General features: G+C 63.3%; 16 protein-coding genes. 9 read left to right on the top strand and 7 right to left on the bottom strand.

The window, feature by feature from the left end:
* Window positions 1-42: 42 nt before the first annotated feature.
* Complete coding sequence (gene ggt, locus EOC93_RS00650; protein WP_127203576.1) at window positions 43-1,782, bottom strand: gamma-glutamyltransferase; 1,740 nt, start codon at window positions 1,780-1,782, stop codon at window positions 43-45.
* Window positions 1,783-2,034: 252 nt separating this feature from the next.
* On the opposite strand from ggt, the gene EOC93_RS00645 reads away from it, so the two are divergent.
* A protein-coding gene (locus EOC93_RS00645) for an IS630 family transposase (protein WP_095483232.1) occupies window positions 2,035-2,983 on the top strand; the annotation gives its coding sequence in 2 pieces (ribosomal slippage) (window positions 2,035-2,370 and window positions 2,372-2,983; 948 coding nt in all).
* Between the two features lie 222 nt (window positions 2,984-3,205).
* Here the strand turns inward: EOC93_RS00645 and rhaI are convergent.
* Window positions 3,206-4,540 (bottom strand): L-rhamnose catabolism isomerase, encoded by a 1,335-nt coding sequence (gene rhaI, locus EOC93_RS00640; protein ID WP_127203575.1) that lies wholly within the window; start codon window positions 4,538-4,540, stop codon window positions 3,206-3,208.
* A gap of 123 nt (window positions 4,541-4,663) precedes the next feature.
* The gene (locus EOC93_RS00635) at window positions 4,664-6,766 is read right to left on the bottom strand and encodes a bifunctional rhamnulose-1-phosphate aldolase/short-chain dehydrogenase (RefSeq protein ID WP_127203574.1); all 2,103 of its coding nucleotides are present in this window, start codon (window positions 6,764-6,766) and stop codon (window positions 4,664-4,666) included.
* A gap of 212 nt (window positions 6,767-6,978) precedes the next feature.
* Between EOC93_RS00635 and EOC93_RS00630 the strand changes: the two genes are divergently transcribed.
* From EOC93_RS00630 to EOC93_RS00600, 7 genes are all read left to right on the top strand, one after another.
* Window positions 6,979-7,788, top strand: a complete 810-nt coding sequence (locus EOC93_RS00630; RefSeq protein WP_095488051.1) for a DeoR/GlpR family DNA-binding transcription regulator — start codon at window positions 6,979-6,981, stop codon at window positions 7,786-7,788.
* A gap of 45 nt (window positions 7,789-7,833) precedes the next feature.
* Window positions 7,834-8,829, top strand: a complete 996-nt coding sequence (gene rhaS / locus EOC93_RS00625; RefSeq protein WP_095488049.1) for a rhamnose ABC transporter substrate-binding protein — start codon at window positions 7,834-7,836, stop codon at window positions 8,827-8,829.
* 85 nt (window positions 8,830-8,914) lie between these two features.
* The gene (locus tag EOC93_RS00620; RefSeq protein WP_095488047.1) at window positions 8,915-10,456 is read left to right on the top strand and encodes a sugar ABC transporter ATP-binding protein; all 1,542 of its coding nucleotides are present in this window, start codon (window positions 8,915-8,917) and stop codon (window positions 10,454-10,456) included.
* Window positions 10,453-11,430: an ABC transporter permease gene (locus tag EOC93_RS00615; RefSeq protein WP_095488045.1), complete on the top strand. Its 978-nt coding sequence runs from the start codon at window positions 10,453-10,455 to the stop codon at window positions 11,428-11,430. The genes EOC93_RS00620 and EOC93_RS00615 overlap by 4 nt, the downstream gene beginning before the upstream one ends.
* Entirely contained in the window at window positions 11,427-12,428 is a 1,002-nt protein-coding gene (locus tag EOC93_RS00610; protein WP_095488043.1) for an ABC transporter permease, read from the top strand. The genes EOC93_RS00615 and EOC93_RS00610 overlap by 4 nt, the downstream gene beginning before the upstream one ends.
* Complete coding sequence (rhaM, locus tag EOC93_RS00605) at window positions 12,428-12,745, top strand: L-rhamnose mutarotase (protein ID WP_095488041.1); 318 nt, start codon at window positions 12,428-12,430, stop codon at window positions 12,743-12,745. Before EOC93_RS00610 ends, rhaM begins: the two co-directional genes overlap by 1 nt.
* Window positions 12,742-14,112 (top strand): FGGY-family carbohydrate kinase, encoded by a 1,371-nt coding sequence (locus tag EOC93_RS00600; protein ID WP_095488039.1) that lies wholly within the window; start codon window positions 12,742-12,744, stop codon window positions 14,110-14,112. The genes rhaM and EOC93_RS00600 overlap by 4 nt, the downstream gene beginning before the upstream one ends.
* Here the strand turns inward: EOC93_RS00600 and EOC93_RS00595 are convergent, their stop codons facing one another.
* The 3 genes from EOC93_RS00595 to galE form a co-directional block, all read right to left on the bottom strand.
* Entirely contained in the window at window positions 14,113-15,939 is a 1,827-nt protein-coding gene (locus tag EOC93_RS00595) for an alanine racemase (RefSeq protein ID WP_127203573.1), read from the bottom strand. It lies immediately after the preceding gene.
* 1 nt (window position 15,940) lies between these two features.
* Window positions 15,941-17,191 (bottom strand): D-amino acid dehydrogenase, encoded by a 1,251-nt coding sequence (locus EOC93_RS00590; RefSeq protein ID WP_095488035.1) that lies wholly within the window; start codon window positions 17,189-17,191, stop codon window positions 15,941-15,943.
* Between the two features lie 61 nt (window positions 17,192-17,252).
* Complete coding sequence (galE, locus tag EOC93_RS00585) at window positions 17,253-18,248, bottom strand: UDP-glucose 4-epimerase GalE (RefSeq protein WP_095488033.1); 996 nt, start codon at window positions 18,246-18,248, stop codon at window positions 17,253-17,255.
* Between the two features lie 276 nt (window positions 18,249-18,524).
* Here galE and hemA point away from each other — a divergent pair, with 276 nt between their 5' ends.
* Window positions 18,525-19,802, top strand: coding sequence for a 5-aminolevulinate synthase (hemA, locus tag EOC93_RS00580; protein WP_095488094.1), 1,278 nt, complete (start codon window positions 18,525-18,527; stop codon window positions 19,800-19,802).
* Window positions 19,803-19,826: 24 nt separating this feature from the next.
* On the opposite strand, the gene EOC93_RS00575 is transcribed toward hemA, so the two are convergent.
* A complete protein-coding gene (locus tag EOC93_RS00575; protein WP_127203572.1) occupies window positions 19,827-20,993 on the bottom strand; it encodes a pyridoxal phosphate-dependent aminotransferase in 1,167 nt (388 codons plus the stop codon).
* Window positions 20,994-21,075 lie beyond the last annotated feature (82 nt).

The following is a 21,075-nucleotide window of genomic DNA, read 5'->3' as shown; positions in this document are numbered from 1 at the left end:
CGGCCTGACCTGAATCTCAACAGACCCCGGGGCGCACGAAACCTAATATCCGATTGCCTCGCCGGATGCGGCGCGGCTATCGATAGCGCCATTGTAGCGGGCGCCGCCGCCCTTTTCGATCTCGGCTAGGCTCTTGCCGCCGACCAGGATGCCGGCCGCCTGGCCCCAGGTCGCCTCGGTGACATCGAGGCGGTAGCCCATGCCGGCAAGCATTTTTTCGGTGTCCGGCGACAGGCCAAACGGCTCGATGTAGACCGTGTCGGGCAGCCACTGGTGGTGGATGCGCGGCGCGTCGATCGCCTCCTGGATGTTCATGCCATGATCGACGACATTGACGATCGCTTCTAGCGTGATGGTGATGATGCGCGAGCCGCCGGGGCTGCCGATGACCATGAACGGCTTGCCGTCTTTGGCGACGATGGTCGGGCTCATCGACGACAACGGCGTCTTTCTCGGCTCGATCGCATTCGCCTCACCCTGGACGAGGCCGTAGAGGTTGGGCACGCCCGGTTTCTGGGTAAAGTCGTCCATCTCGTTGTTGAGCAGGATGCCGGTGCCGTCGGCGACAACGGCGGCGCCGAACGAGCCGTTCAGCGTATAGGTCACCGCGACGGCGTTGCCGTCATTGTCGACGATCGAATAATGCGTCGTTTCCTGGCTCTCGCCAAAACCCTCCGGCATCAATTCCTGCGACACGCCAGCCCGGAACGGATCGATCTTTTCGCGGATTTCTTTCGCATAGTTCTTGTCGAGCAGCTTTTCGACCGGATTGTCGACGAAGTCGGGGTCGCCGAGCGCCGAGTTGCGATCGACATAGGCATAGCGCATCGCCTCGACCATGACTTTGACGGTTTCGGCGGAACCGGCGCCGAGATAGGACAGCGGGTAACCTTCCAGCACGTTGAGGATCTCGCAGATGATGACGCCGCCCGAGCTCGGCGGCGGCGAGGAGGTGATCTCGTAGCCACGGTAGTTGCAGGTCACCGGCTCGAGCTCGCGGACCGCGTAGGTTTCGAAATCCGCCTTGGCCAGAATGCCGCCCTTCTCCGCGCTCGCCCTAACGATGCCGTCGGCGATCGGTCCTTTGTAGAAGGCATCGCGACCTTGCTCCGAAATGGCTGAAAGCGACGCGGCGAGGTCGGCCTGAACAAGGCGCTCGCCGATGGCATACGGCTTGCCGTCCGGCTTCAGGAAGATGGCAGCGGCCGCTGGGTCCTTGGCCAGCCGCTCGGCGCCGCCTTCGAGCGAGGCGACATCGCCCTGCTCTAGCACGAAGCCGTCCTTGGCATAGCCGATCGCCGGCGCCATCAGGTCCTGCCGCGTCAGCGTGCCGTACTTCTCCCGTGCCATCTCGAAGCCGGCCACCGAGCCCGGCACGCCGACCGCGAGATAGCCGTCCAGGCTGGCGCCCTTCACCGGCTTGCCATCCTTGTCGAGATACATGGTCTTCGTCGAGGCGAGCGGCGCACGCTCGCGGAAATCGAGGAACGTCGAGCGGCCGTCCTTGAAGCGGACGGTCATGAAGCCGCCGCCGCCGATATTGCCGGCGTTCGGGTAGACCACGGCCAGTGCGTAGCCGACGGCGACCGCCGCATCGACGGCGTTGCCGCCTTTCTTCAGCACCTCGACGCCGACTTCCGACGCAAGATGCTGGGCGGTCACCACCATGCCATGCTCGCCCTTCGCCGGCTGTGGCGAGGCGGCGAATGCGGCCACCAGCGGCGCAAAGGTCAAGGTGAGGGAAAGACTGACGGCGATCAACGTTCGGCGGGTGTGGTGCATGGCCGTTCTCCGAGGGGCGTTGGATGTGCCTAGAAGACCCTGTCGGAGGGGTTGAGTCTACTGCCAATGGTAGAAAGATTCCGGAGGCCTTCGCGCGCTTTGCCGGTCCGCTTCGTAAAGCGCCGTTGCGCTCTTCGGCTGATGTTACCGCATGGATCCTAGAGCGGTTCACGGCTTGATGGAATCGAAGGGGATTCCAGATTTGTGGGTTTTGTGATTCAAGATGCTGGCTGGAGTGGAGGCCAGCATCTGATGACTCGACCCCTTTCCAATGATCTTCGCGAGCGGGTGGTGGCGGCGGTTTTGAGTGGTGAAAGCCGCCGGTCTGCCGCCAAACGGTTCGGCATTTCGGCTTCGGCGGCGGTGAAGCTGTTGCAGCGCCATGAGGCAACCGGCTCGGTGGCACCGGGCAAGATGGGCGGACATCGCAAGAGGGTGCTGGAGCCGCACCGTGCCTTCATCGAGGCGCGTATGCGCGAGACGCCGCATCTGACGCTGCACGGTCTGAAGGATGAGTTGGCCGGGCGCGGAGTCAAGGTCTCGCACAATGCGGTGTGGCTGTTCCTGCGCCGCGAGGGCCTGAGCTTCAAAAAAAACGCTGTTCGCCCTTGAGCAGGCGCGTGCTGATATCGCCCGCAGGCGCCAACGATGGCGATCCTGGCAGGCCAACCTCGATCCGCAGTGCCTGGTCTTCATCGATGAGACCTGGATCAAGACCAACATGGCTCCGCTGCGAGGTTGGGGGCCGAAGGGCAAACGGCTGCGCGGCCTGGCTCCGCACGGCCACTGGCGCACATTGACCTTCCTCGGCGCGCTGCGCTGCGATCGGCTCGCGGCACCTTGTGTCTTCGACGGCCCGATCAACGGTCAATGCTTCCGCGCCTATGTCGAGCAGCAGCTCATCGCCGTGCTAAAGCCCGGCGACATCGTCGTCATGGATAATCTGGGAAGTCATAAGTCGGCGGCCATCAGGCAGATGATCAAGGCTGCCGGCGCCAGGCTTTGGTATCTGCCGCCCTACTCTCCGGACCTCAACCCGATCGAGCAGGCCTTCGCCAAGATCAAACACTGGATGCGTCAGGCTCAGAAACGCACCATCGAGGACACTTGGCGACACATCGGCCATCTCGTCGCAACGATCGAACCCGGCGAATGCAAGAACTACTTCGCAAACGCCGGGTACGCTTCCGTCAAAACGTGAAAGACTCTAGGGTCTCCGCGACGTCGCTTCGCTCCTGCTCCGCCCTAGGGTCCACGCCGTAACATCTCAGTGTCGCAGCGTTGATGGCAAGCCCCATGCTTCACGCTTCAGCCGTTTTGTTCTTGCTTTGTGCCGACAGTTATGCTACAAATTCAATTACGGTGCTGATTTGCGCCGCGACCCGCATTAGGCGGGTTTTCGTTTTCAGACCGACCCCGAATATCAAACAATCCCACCGCTGCCACCCGCAACCGCCGGCCGTTCCGCCGCGACCTTGGCCCGGTAGCCGGCCGCCCGGTAGGCGGCAACCGGATCGATGGCGCCGCCCGTGTTCAGCCGCGCCATGGCGAGGATCGGCTCGACATCGGTGCGATAGGCGGCTTTCAGCGTCTGCGTCGCCATCAGCGCGTCGTTAGCGTCCTGATAGCCTTCCAGTGCCTTGCGATCGACCAGCAGCGCTTGCGCATAGGCGCGCTGCACCTCGATCGCCGACAGCATCAGGCTTTCGATCGGATCGGTGACATTGTGGCTCTGGTCGAGCATGTGGGCCGGATCAAAACCTTCGGCACCGGAAAGCTCCGCATCGACCAGCTCGTTGAAGACGAGGAACAGCCGATAAGGATCGATCGAGCCGGCGTCGAGATCGTCGTCGCCATATTTCGAATCGTTGAAATGGAAGCCGCCGAGTTTCTTGAACTGGATCAGCCGCGACACGATCATCTCAATGTTGACGTTGGGCGCATGGTGGCCGAGGTCGACCAGGCAGAAGGCCTTGTCGCCGAGCTCTTTGGCGATGATGTAGTTGGTGCCCCAATCCTGCACGACGGTGGAATAGAAAGCCGGCTCGTACATCTTGTGCTCGGTGAACAGCTTCCAGTCGTCCGGCAGTCCAGCGTAGATCTCCTTCATAGCGTCGAGATAGCGTTCGAACGCCTTGGCGAAATTGACCTGGCCGGGGAAATTCGAGCCGTCGCCGATCCATACCGTCAGTGCCTTGGAGCCCAGCGTCTTGCCGATCTCGATGCATTCGAGATTGTGCTCGACCGCCTGCCGGCGCGTTGCGGCATCGGCATTCGACAGCGAGCCGAATTTGTAGGAAAGCTCCTGGTCTCGGGCGTCGGAAAACGTGTTCGAATTCATCGCGTCGAAGCCGAGGCCGAAGCGGGAGGCCGCCTGTTTCAGCCGGTTCGGATCGGCCTTATCCCACGGAATGTGCAGCGAGACGGTCGGCGTCGCCTGCGTCAACTGCCGGATGACGGCGCAATCCTCGATCTTGTCGAAAATGTCGCGCGGCTCGCCGGCGCCGGGAAAGCGGGCAAAGCGAGTGCCGCCGGTGCCGACGCCCCAGGACGGGATCGCCACGGCGAATTTTTCGACCTTGTCTCTGATAGAGTCGATGGCGATGCCGCGGCGGTCGAGGCGCTCGCCGAGCGAGCCATAATCGCGCTTGAGGTCGGCTTCGCGCGCGGCATTGTCCTTGTCGACGATATCGGCGGAGATGATGGTTTCGGACACTGCGTTTCCTCCCAAATGCGTTCGGTTGGCGCTGCCCCTCATCCGCCTGCCGGCACCTTCTCCCCGTATGGAGACGGGGAGAAGGTGAAGCTCCGCCGCTGGCGACCCCTCCCCGTTCTTCACGGGGAGAGGGTAAGGGTGAGGGGCAGCGCCGCCTTCAAACTATTAGCGCGTAAAGCTCTGCGCGTTGCCCGCGTCGACATTGACGATGTTGCCGGTCGACTTGGCCGACATGTCGGAGGCGAAGAAATAGATCGCCTCGGCGATGTCTTCGGGGAACACCGAACGCTTCAGCATCGAGCGCGAGCGATAATGCTCCTCGAGATCGTCGGTCGACATCTTGTAGGCGGCGGCGCGCTGTTCCTTCCACTCGCCGGTCCAGATCTTCGAGCCGCGCAGCACCGCGTCCGGGTTGACGACATTGACCCTGATCTGCGCTTCCGCGCCCTCCAGCGCCAGGCAACGCGCCAGATGGATCTCGGCGGCCTTGGCCGTGCAATAGGCAGCGGCATTGGGCGAGGCTGCAAGGCCGTTCTTGGAGGCGACGAAGACGACGTTGCCGCCGATCTTCTGCGCGCGGAACAACCGGAATGCTTCCCGCGAAACGAGGAAATAGCCGGTCGACAAGATGTCCATGTTCTTGTTCCACAGCGCCAGCGTCGTCTCCTCGATCGGCGCAGAGGTTGCCAGGCCGGCATTCGACACCAGAATATCGATGCCGCCGAACTCGACCGCGGTCTCAGCGAAGCCGGAGATCACCTGGTCTTCAGCGGTGACATTGATGACCAGCGGCCGCACGAAATCCTTGCCATAAGCTTGGGCCAACTCACCATTGGCGCTGGCAAGGGCGGCTTCGTCGATATCGGCCAGCACGACGCAGGCGCCTTCGCGCAGCAGCCGGTTGGCCGTCGCCCGGCCGATGCCGCCGGCGCCACCGGTGACCAGCGCGATCTGGCCGGCCAAGGCTTTCGGCTTCGGCAGACGCTGCAGCTTTGCCTCTTCGAGCAGCCAATATTCGATGTCGAAAGCCTCCTGGTCGGGCAGGCCGACATAGGCCGACACCGTCGAGGCGCCGCGCATGACATTGATGGCGTTGACGTAGAACTCGCCCGATATGCGCGCCGTCGCCTTGTCGCCGGCGAAGGTGAACATGCCGACGCCGGGCATCAGATAGACCACCGCATTCGGATCGCGCACGGGTGGCGAATCCGCATGCTTGCACCTGTCATAGTAAGCCTGATAGCCAACCCGATACTCCGCCACGTCGTCGTGGAGACGGGCGATGACGGCATCGACATCGGGGTTCTTGGGATCGAACTCGATGACCAGCGGCCGGATCTTGGTGCGCAGGAAATGGTCGGGGCAGGATGTGCCGAGGGCCGCCAGTGGGCGCAAATCCTTCGAATTGACGAATTCGAGCACGGCAGGCGAATCGTCAAAATGGCCAAGCTTGTGGCTCTTCTCCGAGATCAGGCCGCGGATCCGCGGCATCAGCTTTGCCGCCACGGCGCGACGCGCCGGCGCGTCGAGCGATTTGACCACTTCGCCACCGAAGATCGGCTTGCCTTCAGACTTGCGCTCGAACCAGTCGATCGCCTGGTTGATCACCGAGATCGTCGTCTCGTAGCATTCCCGAGGCGTCTCGCCCCAGCTGAACAGGCCATGGCTCGCCAGCACGACACCCTTGGCCTCGGGGTTCTCGATGCAGAATTTTTCCAGCCAGAGGCCAAGCTCGAAGCCCGGACGCTTCCATGGCAACCAGCCGATCGTGTCGCCGAAGATCTCCTTGGTCAGCGCTTGCGAATCCTTGGCGGCGGCGATGGCGATGATCGCGTCGGGATGCATATGGTCGACATAGGGCTTCGGCACGAACGCGTGCAGCGGCGTGTCGATCGAGGCCGCGCGTGGGTTAAGATTAAACGTGCAATGGGGCAGATAGCCGACCATCTCGTCCTCATGCTCGACGCCGCGATAGAGGCCCTTCAACGCGCGCAGCTTGTCCATATAGAGAGTGGCGAAGCCGTCGAGCTTGATCGAGGCGCTGTCGCCTCCCGAGCCCTTGACCCACAGCACTTCCACGTCCTCGCCGGTAAGCGGATCCTTTTGCCAGATCTTGGAGGAGGTGTTGCCGCCGCCATAGTTGGTGACGCGCTTGTCGGAGCCGAGAACATTCGAGCGATAGACGAGACGTTCCGGCTCGCTCATTGCTTGGGCTTTCGCCTCATCCCAAAGATTGGCGAGGCGCGTGCCGGAGCGCTTGTCGAGCATAGGTAATCCTCCCGTGACGTGAGACGCGCAAAACGGTGCGGTCAAGCCACCGCATAGCGGGTCAGCTTTGGTCGAATGTCCTCGGAAGCGGCGGCATTGTCAATCATAAACGATCAAGATTGATCATATTGCACTGCACAATGGAATTATATGATCGGAAATGATTGACACTGCGCGTTTTGGGTGCCTAGATGCTCAGGCAGGGAGGAACCATGCACGAGAAAGAGCGCCACAGGATCATTTTGTCCGCCGTCCAGGAAAAGCCTGTGGTGACGGTGCAGGAAATGGTCGACCTGACGGACTCGTCCGAGGCGACGATCCGGCGTGACATCGCGGCGCTGCATGTGCAAAAGCGCCTGCGCCGCGTGCGCGGCGGCGCCGAGGCAATCTCGCCACCGCAGTTCATCGGCCTTGCCGGACGGCCTTTTTCCGTCAACGAGACGATCAACGCTTCGCAGAAGCGGGCGATCGCGCGGGAAGCCGTGGAGTTGTGCAAGGAAGGCGAGCCGATCATCATCAATGGCGGCACCACCACCTTCCAGATGGTGCATTTCCTGACCGGCCGCCGCATGCCGATCTTCACCAATTCCTTCCCGATCGCCGAGCACCTGCTCAAGCACTCCAAGAACACGGTGATGCTGTCGGGCGGCACCATCTACCGCGAGCAGAACATCATCCTGTCGCCCTTCGACAATGACGTGACGCGCAATTTCTATGCCCGCCGCATGTTCATGGGTGCGCAAGGGCTCGGGCCGTTGGGTCTGATGGAAGGCGATCCGCTGCTGATCCAGGCCGAGCAGAAACTGATCGATCAGGCCGACGAGCTGGTGGTGCTGGTCGATTCGTCGAAGTTCCGCAAACGCTCGAGCCTGATCCTGTGCGGCCTGTCGCGCATCGCCACGGTCATCACCGACGACGGCATCGAGGATCGCGAGGCCAAGATGTTGGAGGCCGCCGGTGTGACGCTGATCGTCGCCCGCACAGCGGCAAGCAATAAGGAAGAATCTTCGCTGCAGGCCTGAGGCCCGCAGCGGCGATGGAATGCAACGCTCAAGGGAGGATATTCGATGAGCTTTCTTAGGAAATTGATGGTTACGGCGGCGTTTTCGGCCGCCATGTTCGTGAATGCCGCCTATGCCGAGAACGTCAAGATCGCGCTGGTGGTCAAGTCGCTCGGCAACGGCTTCTTCGATGCCGCCAACAAGGGCGCCGAAGAGGCGGCCAAGGAACTCGGCGGCGTCGACATCATCTACACCGGCCCGACCAAGGCGACCGCCGAAGCGCAGATCGAAGTGATCAATTCGCTGATCGCCCAGAAGGTCAACGCCATCGCCATTTCGGCCAATGACGCCGACGCGCTGGTTCCGGCGCTGAAGAAGGCGATGGATCGCGGGATCACCGTCATCTCGTGGGATTCTGGCGTCGCTCCGGAAGGCCGCCAGCTCCACCTCAACCCGTCGGACACCAACCTGATCGGCGAGACCATCATCAAGCTTGCCGCCGACTACCTGCCGGAAGGCGGCGATGTCGCCATCCTGTCGGCTTCGTCGACCGCGACCAACCAGAACGCCTGGATCGACGCGGCCAAGAAGGTGCTGCCGGAGAAATTCCCGAAGATCAACGTCGTCGCCACCGTCTATGGCGACGACGACTCGGCCAAGAGCACGGACGAGGCCAAGGGCCTTTTGAAGTCCTATCCGAACCTCAAGGCGATCATCGCACCGACCACGGTCGGCGTTGTCGCCGCCGCCCAGGTGGTGACCGACGCGAACCTGATCGGCAAGGTCAACGTCACCGGCCTGGCGCTGCCGTCGGAGTTCAAGAAGTTCATCGACAATGGCGCCAGCCAAGCGGTTGCGCTGTGGAACCCGATCGACCTCGGTTACTCGGCCGTCTACCTCGCCCATGATTTGGCGGTGAAGAAGGAGGAAGCCAAGCCGGGTGCCACGCTGTCGATCGGCCGCGTCGGCAAGGTCACGCTCGACGATACCAACTCGGCCGCGATGGCTCCGCCCTTCAAGTTCGACAAGTCGAACATCGAAGAGTTCTCCAAGATCTATTGATCCTGGAGCCCTTCAAGCCGGTGCGGCGGGACCTTAGGTCCCGCCGCGCCTTCAAACGAACCTTGCTTCAGGGCTTGATACGACTATGGACACGACAGCCCAACTCAACCCGACGACCGAGCAGCCTTTGGCTCCGGCTCCGCGCCTGACCCTGTCCGGCATTTCGAAGAGTTTTCCCGGCGTGCGCGCGCTGCACGATGTCAGCCTGTCGCTCTACCCCGGCCAAGTCACCGCGCTGATCGGCGAGAACGGCGCCGGCAAGTCGACGCTGGTCAAGATCATGACCGGCATCTACCAGCCCGACGCAGGCACCATCAGTATCGACGCCCAGGCCGTCACCCTGCCCAGCGCCCATGCCGCCTTCGGGCACGGCATCACCGCCATCCATCAGGAAACCGTGCTGTTCGACGACCTGACGGTGGCCGAGAACATCTTTCTCGGCCATGCGCCGCGGTCGCGCTTCGGCACGATCGACTGGCGCACCATGCGCAAGAATGCTCGCGAGGTGCTGGACACCATGGGTGCCGGCCACATCGACGCCGACGCGCGCCTCAAGGATCTCGGCATCGCCAACAAGCATCTAGTGGCGGTCGCCCGCGCCATGTCGATCGATGCGCAGATCGTCATCATGGACGAGCCGACCGCAGCGCTTTCGCTGAAGGAGATCGAGGAGCTCTTCTTGCTGGTCGAATTCCTGAAGAGCGAAGGCAAGGCGATCCTGTTCATCAGCCACAAGTTCGACGAGATCTACCGCATCGCCGACCGCTATACGGTGTTTCGCGACGGCGAGATGGTTGGCGAAGGCCTGATCAAGGACGCCGGCCAGAGCCAGATCGTGCGCATGATGGTCGGTCGCGCCGTCGATCATATCTTTCCGCAACGCAAGGCCGAGATCGGCGCGCCGGTGCTCACTGTCTCCGGCCTGTCGCATCCGACCGAGTTCGACGACATCGGCTTCGAGCTGCACAGAGGCGAAATCCTCGGCTTCTACGGCCTTGTCGGCGCTGGCCGCAGCGAAGTGATGCAGGCAATATCAGGCATCACCCGCACCAGCAGCGGCACGATCGCCTTGGAAGGCAAACAGATCGCGCCGAAATCGGCGGCGGATTCGATCGACGCCGGCATCGTCTACGTGCCGGAAGAACGCGGCAAGCAAGGCGTGGTGATCGGCCTGCCGATCTTCCAGAATATCTCGCTGCCCTCACTCAAGCGCACATCCAAATCGGGCATGCTGCGGCTGGCGGAGGAGTTCGCGCTGGCCCGCTCCTACACCGAGCGGCTCGACCTGCGCGCCTCTTCGCTGAGCCAGGACGTCGGCACGCTGTCGGGCGGCAACCAGCAGAAGATCGTCATCGCCAAATGGCTGGCGACCGCGCCGAAGGTGATCATCCTCGACGAGCCGACCAAAGGCATCGACATCGGTTCCAAGGCGGCCGTGCACGGCTTTATGGCCGAGCTCGTCGCGCAAGGCCTGTCGGTGATCATGGTGTCGTCCGAACTGCCCGAAATCCTCGGCATGTCCGACCGGGTCGTCGTCATGCGCGAGGGGCGCATCGCTTCGGTATACGACAACAAGGGGCTCGACGCGGAAACGCTGGTCAAGACGGCAGCGGGGATCGCGGCATGAAGGCTTTTCTGAAGTATCGCGAAGTCTGGCTGCTCGCGGCCATCGTCTTGCTGATCGGGCTGATCTCGATGCGCTTTCCGGGCTTTGCCGCTCCCGGCAATCTGCGCCAGGTGTTCAACGACACCTCGATCCTGATGATCCTGGCGCTGGGTCAGATGGTGGTGATCCTGACCCGCTCGATCGACCTGTCGATGGCCTCGAACCTCTGCTTCACCGGCATGGTGGTGGCGATGCTGAACGCCGCGCATCCGGCAATCCCGATCCCGCTGCTGATCGTCATCGCACTTCTAGTCGGACTGGTGCTCGGCGCGATCAACGGGTTTTTGGTGTGGCGGCTGAACATTCCCTCGATCGTGGTGACGCTCGGGACGCTCACCATCTACCGCGGCGCCACCTTCGTCATTTCAGGCGGCGCCTGGGTCAATGCCGACCAGATGAGCCCTGATTTCATCGGCCTGCAGCGCGCGGCTTTCCTCGGCATTCCCGTCCTGTCGTGGATCGCCATACTGGTCATCGCCCTGTTCTTTCTCTTGATGACGCGCACCGCGCTCGGCCGCTCGATCTACGCCATCGGCGTCAACCCGACGGCATCGGTCTATGCCGGCATTGATGTCGGCCGGACCAAGTTCATCGTCTTCTGTATCTCGGGGATGGTCGGCGGTCTCTGCGGTTATCTCTGGATCTCGCGCTACGTCATCGCCTCGGTCGAGGTCGCCAATGGCTACGAGCTCAACATCATCGCCGCCTGCGTCATCGGCGGCATCTCGATCGCCGGCGGCATCGGCTCGGTCGGCGGCGCGGTTCTCGGTGCGCTGTTCCTCGGCATCATCTCCAACGCGCTGCCGGTCATCAACATCTCGCCCTTCTGGCAGATGGCAATTTCGGGCAGCGCCATCATCCTGGCCGTGGTGCTCAACGCGCGCGGTGAACGCCGGCAAGGCCGCATCATCCTCAAAAAGGCGGAAGCGGCATGACCGACACTCCTGCTCCACGCCACATTCCCGACCGGCTCGACAAGCCATTCACTTCGGCGATCTTCTCCTGGGAGGCGCTGCTGGTTGCCGTGGCGGTCGCCATCTTTGCCGTCAACAGCTTTGCCTCGCCCTATTTCCTCGACGCGTGGTCGCTGTCGGACCTGACCTTCAACTTCACCGAAAAGGCGCTGATCGCGCTCGCCATGGCGCTGCTGATCATTTCCGGCGAGATCGACCTATCGGTCGCCGCCATCATTGCATTAGCTTCGACGATGATGGGCATGGCGGTGCAGGCTGGCGCCGGCACGCCGGTGCTGGTGGCGATCGGCATCCTGGTCGGGCTCGGCTGCGGCGCCTTCAACGGGCTGCTCGTCACAAGGCTGGGATTGCCGTCGATCGTCGTCACCATCGGCACGATGAGCCTGTTTCGTGGCATCGCCTTCATCGTCCTCGGCGACCAGGCCTACAAGGGCTATCCCTCGAGCTTCGCCTTTTTCGGCCAGGGCTATGTCTGGTGGGTGGTGTCGTTCGAACTGACGCTTTTCCTCGTCGCGGCCGTCATCTACTGGTTCCTGCTGCACCGGACGAGCTTCGGCCGCCGCGTCTTCGCCATTGGCAACAACCCGGTTGCGGCGCAGTTTTCCGGCGTGCGCGTCGGCCGCATCAAGTTCATCCTGTTTTGCCTGACCGGCCTGATGGCGGGCATCGCCTCGGTGCTGATCACCTCGCGCCTCGGCTCGACCCGGCCGTCGATCGCGCAAGGCTACGAACTGGAGGTCATCACCATGGTGGTGCTCGGCGGCGTCAGCATCCTGGGCGGCGCCGGCAGCATTGTGGGCGTGGTGCTGGCCGCCTTCATCATGGGGCTGGTGACCTTCGGCTTGGGGCTGCTCAACGTGCCCGGCATCGTCATGTCGATCTTCATCGGCCTGCTGCTGATCATCGTCATCGCGCTGCCGATCATCTGGCGGCGCGTGCGGCGGGAGCGCTTCACCTGATGCCCGAGAAATACGCGTTCAAGATGAAGCTCAATCCGGGCATGAAGGCCGAATACAAAAGGCGCCACGACGACATCTGGCCGTCGCTGGTCACACTGCTCAAACAGGCCGGCGTTTCCGATTATTCGATCCATCTCGACGAAGAGACCAACACCTTGTTCGGCGTGCTGTGGCGGCGTGACGGCCATGGCATGGACGAATTGCCGAAGCACCCGGTGATGCAGCGTTGGTGGGCCGAGATGGCCGACATCATGGAGACCAGGCCTGATAACGAACCGGTGGCAGTGCCGCTGGAAACAATGTTCCATATGGAATGACCCGCCACATTGCCGTCATCGATATCGGCAAGACCAACGCCAAGGTGGCGCTGGTCGATCTCGCCGATATGCGCGAGGTCGCGCTGCGCCGCATGGCGAACGCGCCCGTTGCCGACGGTCCCTACCCACACCACGATGTCGAGCTTCTGTGGTCGTTCATCCTCGACAGCCTCGCCGGGATCAATCGCGAACAGCGCATCGACGCGATATCGATCACCACCCACGGCGCGACGGGCGTGCTGGTGGACGCTGCCGGTGAACTGGCGCTGCCGGTGCTCGACTATGAATTCACCGGGCCCGACGCCCTCGCCAAGGACTATGACGCGATGCGTCCGGCCTTCACGGAGACGGGCACGCCGCGCCTGCCGGTCGGTCTCAATCTCGCCGCGCAGTTGTTCTGGCAGCAGAAGCGCTTCCCGGCGGAGTTCGCCAAGGCCGCCGCGATCCTGATGTACCCGCAGTACTGGGCGTTGCGGCTGACCGGTGTCGCCGCCAATGAAGTGACCTCGCTTGGCTGCCACACGGATCTGTGGAGCCCATGGAAAGCGGATTTTTCGTCGCTGGTCGACAAAATGGAATGGCGCCGCCTGATGGCCACGGTGCGGCCGGCGAAGCACCGCCTCGGCCCGATCTTGCCCGCCCTTGCCAAGCTAACCGGGCTCGATCCGCAGACGCCGGTATTCTGCGGTCTGCACGATTCCAACGCCTCGCTGCTGCCGCATCTCCTGTCGGACAGACCGCCTTTCTCCGTCGTCTCGACCGGCACCTGGGTGGTGTCGATGGCCGTCGGTGGCAACAAGATCGCGCTCGACCCGGCACGCGACACATTGGTCAACGTCAATGCGCTCGGCGATCCGGTGCCGTCGGCGCGCTTCATGGGCGGCCGCGAGTTTTCGCTGCTGACCGAAGGTCAACCGGAAGACTGGAGCGAAGAGGATGTTGAGGCGGTGTTCGCCAGGACAGCTCTGCTGCTGCCGGCAACGCAACAGGGTTCGGGGCCGTTTCCGCACCACACTGCCGCATGGCTCAACGCCGACGGCATCAACAGCGGCCAGCGCTTTGCCGCCATCTCTTTCTACCTGGCGCTGATGACCGCGACGTGCCTCGATCTGATCGGCGCCGACGGCCCTGCTATCGTCGAAGGCCCATTCGCCCGCAACCGGCTTTTTGTCAGCATGCTGGCGGCAGCAACGGCGCGTGCCGTCATTGCGTCCGAGGCAGCGACCGGCACCAGCATCGGCGCTGCCTTGCTGGCGTCCGACCAAAGAACGGTCCAAGGCAAAGGCGAAAGGATCGAACTGCCAGCCGGTCCAGCCTGGGCAAACTATGCGCGCTCGTGGCGTGCGGCGGTCGAGGCGCGAGGCTGATCACAAAATCCGCTTGCCGAAAGCCGACATGACGAAGTTGACGGTGTCTGTCGCAATCCGCGATTCCAAATCGGCGGTCAGGCCGGAAACATCCATCGACAACAGCCCGCCGGACAGCGCGATCGCCTCCATCGCCTGATGCGTTTCGCGCACAGTGATGCCGCCGGAGCCAGCCGCCCAACCGGCGAATTCGGTCACCTCAGGCGAATAGCTGACATGGAAGCCCTGCGTGCCGGAGGTGGCGATGCGGATCGCCTCGTGCATCAGGTCGCGCATGCCCATGGCGTCGATATCTGTCATGGTGAAGGCGGAGACGCGCGAATCCTTCAGTACCCGAGCCTCGGCCGGATCGGCATGGCGCAAACCGACGATGACGACGTTTTCCGGCGACAGCTGCGGCTGCAGCGCACCGGGCTTATGATCGAGACCGAGCGCCCGCGCCAGCACCGAACGTTCCGGCAGGTCGATGCCGTCCTCGCCCTCGGGCATCAAGGCGGCGATGGAATCTATCCATATCAAACCGAAGGAGTGTGTCGCCCGCGCGGTCGTCGTCAGCGCTCTGTGGGCGACGCGCCGGTCACTACCGGCGGTTAGCCGGATCAGGCCGGACGGTGGCCGCTCGATATCGGCCAGTTCGACCACATCGAAATTCATCGCCTCCAGCCGGGCGCCGGTCGCTTCCCGGGCCAGTATGCCGGCGGCAGCCGGTTCGGCTGATATCGACACCATCTTGCGGCCGGAAAAATCCTTGATGTCGTGCATCGGGGCCTTTTCGACATATTCCGAGGTCATCGCCAGCAGCATGGCGCCATAGCTCATACGGAAGGCGACACGGTCGCCGACGGCGGGTGGCGGCTCGGCGTCGGTCACGTCGAGCAGCAGATGGTCACTGGAGGCGCCGAGCACCCGCACACCCTTGGCGATCGGGGTGAGCCCTTCGATCAACACGTCCTCGCGGCCGATATTGGCGATGGCACGCAACCTGTCGCCCTCGTCGGGAAACACTGGCTGGTTGCCGAAAGCGTCGTAGCCGGATTGGCCGATCGGCCGCGACGGCTTTAGCTTGACCTCGATGATGTCGCTGGTCAGGCGGCAGGCATCGGGTTCGAGTTCGGCCCACGGCGTCTCGCGGAAGGTTTCGACGCCGCCTTGCAATATCGCCTCGCCGACGCGCAGATTGTTGATGCCGGCGGGCAGCTTGCCTTCCAGCAGCAGCGTCAGCGACGATGACGCTCCGCCGGAAATCCAGTCGAGCCTTGTACTGGACAGCCGCTCGGTCTTGTAGGCGTGGGCGACGAGTTGCCCGAGATTTTCCTCGGTCGGCATGATGGCGCCGAAGCAGCCAAGATTGGTGCCGATGCCGGCGATACGCACGCCCCTGAGCGCTAGTATCTGCTCGACAGTGGGCACGAGATCGTTCGGCCAGATGCCTTCCCTGAGATCGCCGAGATCGATCATCAGCAAGATGTCGTGAACGCGGCCCATGCGCTCGGCGATGCGCGATAGCTCGCGGATGGCGGCGAGTTCAGACTGCAGGCTGATGTCGACGGTGCGCACCACCTCCTCGATGCGCGCCATCGGCGGGCTGCGCAGCAGCATGATCGGCGCATTGATGCCGCTGTCGCGCAGCCGGCGGATGTTTTCGAAGCGCGATTCGGCGATGCCGGCGACGCCGCCGCGCAGCATGGCGCGGGCTACCTGCGGCATACCGCAAGTGCCCTTGGTGACGCCGAAGACCTTGATGCCGGACAGGGCGCAGCGATCGACGATGGTGCGCGCATTGCGCTCGATGCGGCCAAGGTCGATGGCGACTTGCGGTCCCGACATTTTAGCCCCTGTAGACCAGCCCTTGCGGGTCGATCTCCGGGTTACGGCCGGCGACCAGATCGGCGAGGAATTTTCCGGAGCCGCAGGCCATGGTCCAGCCGACATGGCCGTGGCCGGTATCGAGGTAGAGGTTGCTGTAGCGCGCCCGGCCGATGACCGGCACCGAGTTCGGCATCATCGGTCGCAAGCCGGCCCAGAGCTCGGCCTTTTTCTCATCGAAGGCACCCGGGAAAAGCTCCTTGCCGGTCCTGAACATGGCGGCGAAATCGCTCGGCTTGTGGGTGCGGTCGAAGCCGGTGAATTCGGCGGTCGAAGCAAGCCGCAGCCGATTGCCCAGCCGCGAATAGCCAATGAGCTGATCCTCATCGGCGCCGCCCATGGTCGGCCCCTTGCTCTCGTCCTCCAGCGGCACGGTCGCGGTGTAACCCTTGACCGGATAGACCGGCAGATCGATGCCGTAACGGCGACCGAGCAGCCCGCTTTCCGGTCCCATCGATATGACCACGGCGTCGCCGGCGACCGGGCCGGTCGAGGTCATCACCGCACGTATCCGATCGCCTTCGATGTCGAGGCCTTCGACTGACGTGCCGTAGAGAAATTGAACGCCGAGTTTCTCGGCGGCATAGGCAGCGAGGTTTTGGGTGAATTGGCTGGAATCGCCGGTCTGGTCGATCGGCGAATAGACGCCGCCGGCTATTCTGTCCTTGGCCCCGGCAAGGCCGGGCTCGAGCTCGACCAGCCGATCGCGGCCGACGATCTCGATCGGCAGACCGTGTTGGGCGAGATAGCGGTAATTGTCGGTGCCGCTATCAAAACTCTGCTGCGAGCGGAAGAAATAGAGAATGCCCTTCTTGCGCTCGTCATAGTGAATGCCGGTGTCGGCCGAGATGGCGTTGATGCAGTCGCGCGAATAGAGCGCAAGGCGCAGCTTGATGTCGGTGTTGGCGCGCAAGCGCGCTTGCGTGCACTGGCGCAGGAAGCGCAGACTCCAGGCAAAGAAATAGGGATCGAAGCGCAGCCGCACCTTGATGCCGAGATCATGGTTGTAAAGCGCGCGCAGGAACGTCTTCAGCGCAGCGGGCGAGGCCCAGGCGGTGGCGTCGCCTGGCGACACCAGCCCGGCATTCGATTGGCTGGTGCCGCGCGCCGCCGCAGGGTGGCGCTCGATCACGGTCACCTCGTGGCCGTCGCTCGCCAGATAGTAGGCGGCCGCCGTGCCGACGACGCCAGCTCCGAGCACCAATATTCTCATGCCGCCCCCAAAAGTCTCACGCGGCCAAATGCGCCCACGCTTCGAGCCTAAGAACCCGGTCTCAGCCCCGCGACGAATTCTTGCTGGTCAGAATGCGCTCCCAGGCCAGCGCGTCGGCGACGATCCGGTCGAGGTCGTCGCGCTGCGGGGTCCAGCCGAGCTCGCGGCGCGCCAACTCCGAATTGGCAACCACCGCAGCGGCGTCGCCCGGACGGCGCTCGCCCATCCGCACCTCGAAATCATGGCCAAAGACGCGGCGCACGCTGTCGATCACCTCAAGCACCGAATAGCCGTGGCTGTAGCCGCAATTGGCGACGAGGCTCGTCCCGCCGGCGCGCAGCCGCTCCAGCGCCAGCCGATGCGCGGCCGCCAGATCGCTGACATGGATGTAGTCGCGCATGCAGGTGCCGTCCGGTGTCGGATAGTCGGTGCCGAACACCTGCATGAAGGGACGCTTGCCGATCGCCGTCTCGGCGGCGACCTTGATCAGATGCGTGGCGCCCGGCGTCGACTGGCCGGTGCGGCCCTTCGGATCGGCGCCGGCGACGTTGAAATAGCGCAACGCCGTATAGCGCAAGCCATGGGCGATTGCGGCGTCACGCAGCATCCATTCGCTCATCAGCTTGGACAGGCCGTAGGGTGATTCCGGCGCAAGTCGGGCATCCTCGCGCACCGGCTCCAGCCCGGCGCCGCCATAGACGGCGGCGGTCGAGGAAAAGATGAAATTGGGCACGCCTTCGCGCACCGCGGTCTCGATCAGCGTGCGGGTCTTGCAGGTGTTGTTCTCGTAATAGCCGAGCGGGTCGGCGACCGATTCGGGAACCACGATGGAGCCGGCGAAATGGATGATCGCGTCGACCTTGTTGTCGCGAATGATCCCGCCGACCAGATCCTTGTCGGCGACATCGCCGACGACGAGCTTTGCCTCGGGCGCCACCGCCCACTCGAAGCCGGTCGAAAGCCGGTCGAGGACGACGACGCTTTCGCCCGCGTCCAGCAGCTCCCAGACCATGTGGCTGCCGATATAGCCGGCGCCGCCTGTCACCAAAACCGTCATCCGCGTCCTCGCTGCTCAAGATTTATCGGAAACTGTCTCAACACCCGCCTTACTGGAAAGGCTGCCACTAGGCCATTAGTACCATTAGTGTCTGCGGTAACCAGTCTCATCGGCGCATGGCATCGTCCTGAAACAAAATTGATCCACATCAAGGGAATAGGCCATGATCCGTGGCCGTTAGGAACAGGCTTGGGGCGTGGCATTTTGACCAAAAAGGCCAAGTGGACGTCGAATAGGGCAATGATTATGATCCCACGCAAAAATTGGGAAGCCGAAATGAACTATCAGCGTTTCTTCGAAGACGCGATCGACCAGCTCCATGCAGAGCGTCGCTACCGCATCTTCGCCGACCTCGAGCGCATCGTGGGGAAATTCCCGCGCGCCATCTGGCGCGCCAACGGCCGCGCCCAGGAAATCACCGTCTGGTGCTCCAACGACTATCTCGGCATGGGCCAGCATCCAGACGTCATCGCGGCGATGCAGAATGCCGCCGGCAAGATGGGATCTGGCGCCGGTGGCACCCGCAACATCTCCGGCACCAGCAACCCGCTGGTCGAGCTTGAACTGGAACTGGCCGACCTGCACGACAAGGAAGCCGCACTCGTCTTCACCTCCGGCTTTGTCTCCAACGAAGCCTCGATCTCGACCATTGCGCGGCTCCTGCCCAACTGCCTGATCGTCTCGGACGAACTAAACCACGCCTCGATGATCGAAGGCGTGCGGCGTTCGGGCGCCGAGAAGAAGATCTTCCGCCACAATGACGTTGCCCATCTCGAAAGCCTGCTTCAGGCGGCGGGCCGCGAACGCGCCAAGCTGATCGTCTTCGAGAGCGTCTATTCGATGGACGGCGATATCGCGCCGATCAGGCAGATCGTCGATCTCGCAGAGCGCTACAATGCCATGACCTATATCGACGAGGTCCACGCCGTTGGCATGTATGGACCGCGCGGCGGCGGCATCACCGAGCGTGAAGGGCTGGCCGACCGTATCGACATCATCGAAGGCACGCTGGCCAAGGCGTTCGGCACGCTCGGCGGCTATATCACCGGCACAAGTGCCGTGATCGATGCCGTGCGCTCCTATGCGCCGGGCTTCATCTTCACCACGGCGCTGCCGCCGGCCATCGCCGCCGCGGCGACCACGTCGATCCGCCATCTGAAGCGCTCGCAGGCCGAACGCGACGCGCAACTGCGTCAGGCGACGCGAACCAAGCAGGTTCTTACCGCCGCCGGCCTGCCGGTGATGGACTCCGCCACCCACATCGTGCCGCTGCTCGTCGGCGATCCCGAGCTCTGCAAGATGGCCAGCGACCGCCTGCTCGGCGTCCACGGCATCTACATCCAGCCGATCAACTACCCGACCGTGCCGCGCGGAACCGAACGGCTGCGCATCACGCCGACGCCGTTCCATTCGGATCACCTGATCGCGGAGCTTCAGGATGCTCTCGTCGAGACCTGGGACGCTTTGGGCATACCCTATGGCTCGGCGGGCCGGCCGGCCGTGAGGGAAAGCGACCGCGTCATTCCGTTGCTGGTGCCGAAGTCCGGCGGGTGAAAGTCGCCTCAGGCTCCGGCACCCTCAAACACTTCTCATCCACTTCGCCAGCCGGTGCGCGGCTTCCTCGAGCTGGTCGAGGCGGCGGTGGAAGCACAGCCTGAGGAAGGCCTCGCCGCCGGGGCCGAAGGCGGTTCCGGGCGCCAGGCCGACACTGGCGCGATCGACGATGTCGAAGGCGGCGGCGCGTGAATCGGTGATGCCGTCGATCGCGAAGAACAGATAGAACGCGCCTTGCGGCACGGTGAAGCGTGCCCTGCCGGTCGCAGCCAGGATGCCGCAGACCAGGTCACGCGCCGCCCTCGCCCGCTCCACCTGCTCGACGATGAAGGCGTCACCTTCGTCGAGGGCGACGACCGAGCCGCGCTGCATGAACTGGGCAACGCCCGAGGTCGAATACTGGACCAGATTTTCGAACACCTGCTGCAGCGAAGGATGGGTCTTGATCCAGCCGACGCGCCAGCCGGTCATCGCCCAGTTCTTGGAAAAACTGTTGACGAACAGAATGCGATCCTCGTCGGCCATGATGTCGATGAAGGACGGCGCGCGACGGTCGCCGTAGTGGAACAGCAAATAGATCTCGTCGGCGATGATCCACAGGCCCCTTTCGCGGGCAAGGTCGAGGATCGCCTGCAGCGTCTCCCTGTCGGCAGTCCAGCCGGTCGGGTTGGACGGTGTGTTGACGAACAGCGCCTTCGTCCTTGGCGTGATCGCCGCCTCGATCTTGTCGACGTCGCAGGACCAGCCATTGCCGGACTGGTCGAGCGTGACAGCGACCGGGATGGCGCCCGCCAGGCTGGCGGCAGCGGCGAAGTTGGGCCAGGCCGGCGACAGATAGACGACCTCGTCGCCATTGCCGGCGACCGCGTCGAGCGCCAGCTGGATAGCGTGCATGCCCGAACCGGTGACGATGAATTCTTCCTCGGCGAAACTCTTGCCGAAATGCCTGACGTAATAGCGGGCGAGCGCCTGCCTCAGCTCGGGGATGCCTTTCTGCCAGGTATAGAAGGTCTCGCCGCCGGCCAGCGCGCGGGAAGCGGCATCTGTGATGAAGGTGGGCGTCGGCAGGTCGCCCTCGCCGGCCCAGAGCGGGATCATGCCGTCGCGGTCGCGGCCGCGGTTCATGACGGCGACAATGCCGCTTTCCGGCGCAGCCCGGGCCTCGGCGCGCAAATTCTCGATCAGGGTCATGGATAGATCCGTTTTCGTCTTCTGGACTGCTAGCGTGTTTTACGACAGGCGAAAATAGAAAACCCCGGCCGAAAACGACCGG

Source organism: Mesorhizobium sp. M6A.T.Ce.TU.002.03.1.1 (assembly GCF_003997275.1).
Lineage (GTDB): Bacteria > Pseudomonadota > Alphaproteobacteria > Rhizobiales > Rhizobiaceae > Mesorhizobium > Mesorhizobium mediterraneum.
This window is presented reverse-complemented; position numbering and strand designations above follow the sequence as displayed.

Bases quoted from the DNA above. Each gene is read 5' to 3' on its own strand.
- ggt (WP_127203576.1), bottom strand. From the start codon at position 1,782: ATGCACCACACCCGCCGAACGTTGATCGCCGTCAGTCTTTCCCTCACC.
- rhaI (WP_127203575.1), bottom strand. From the start codon at position 4,540: ATGAGGGGCAGCGCCAACCGAACGCATTTGGGAGGAAACGCAGTGTCC.
- EOC93_RS00635 (WP_127203574.1), bottom strand. From the start codon at position 6,766: ATGCTCGACAAGCGCTCCGGCACGCGCCTCGCCAATCTTTGGGATGAG.
- EOC93_RS00630 (WP_095488051.1), top strand. From the start codon at position 6,979: ATGCACGAGAAAGAGCGCCACAGGATCATTTTGTCCGCCGTCCAGGAA.
- rhaS (WP_095488049.1), top strand. From the start codon at position 7,834: ATGAGCTTTCTTAGGAAATTGATGGTTACGGCGGCGTTTTCGGCCGCC.
- EOC93_RS00620 (WP_095488047.1), top strand. From the start codon at position 8,915: ATGGACACGACAGCCCAACTCAACCCGACGACCGAGCAGCCTTTGGCT.
- EOC93_RS00615 (WP_095488045.1), top strand. From the start codon at position 10,453: ATGAAGGCTTTTCTGAAGTATCGCGAAGTCTGGCTGCTCGCGGCCATC.
- EOC93_RS00610 (WP_095488043.1), top strand. From the start codon at position 11,427: ATGACCGACACTCCTGCTCCACGCCACATTCCCGACCGGCTCGACAAG.
- rhaM (WP_095488041.1), top strand. From the start codon at position 12,428: ATGCCCGAGAAATACGCGTTCAAGATGAAGCTCAATCCGGGCATGAAG.
- EOC93_RS00600 (WP_095488039.1), top strand. From the start codon at position 12,742: ATGACCCGCCACATTGCCGTCATCGATATCGGCAAGACCAACGCCAAG.
- EOC93_RS00595 (WP_127203573.1), bottom strand. From the start codon at position 15,939: ATGTCGGGACCGCAAGTCGCCATCGACCTTGGCCGCATCGAGCGCAAT.
- EOC93_RS00590 (WP_095488035.1), bottom strand. From the start codon at position 17,191: ATGAGAATATTGGTGCTCGGAGCTGGCGTCGTCGGCACGGCGGCCGCC.
- galE (WP_095488033.1), bottom strand. From the start codon at position 18,248: ATGACGGTTTTGGTGACAGGCGGCGCCGGCTATATCGGCAGCCACATG.
- hemA (WP_095488094.1), top strand. From the start codon at position 18,525: ATGAACTATCAGCGTTTCTTCGAAGACGCGATCGACCAGCTCCATGCA.
- EOC93_RS00575 (WP_127203572.1), bottom strand. From the start codon at position 20,993: ATGACCCTGATCGAGAATTTGCGCGCCGAGGCCCGGGCTGCGCCGGAA.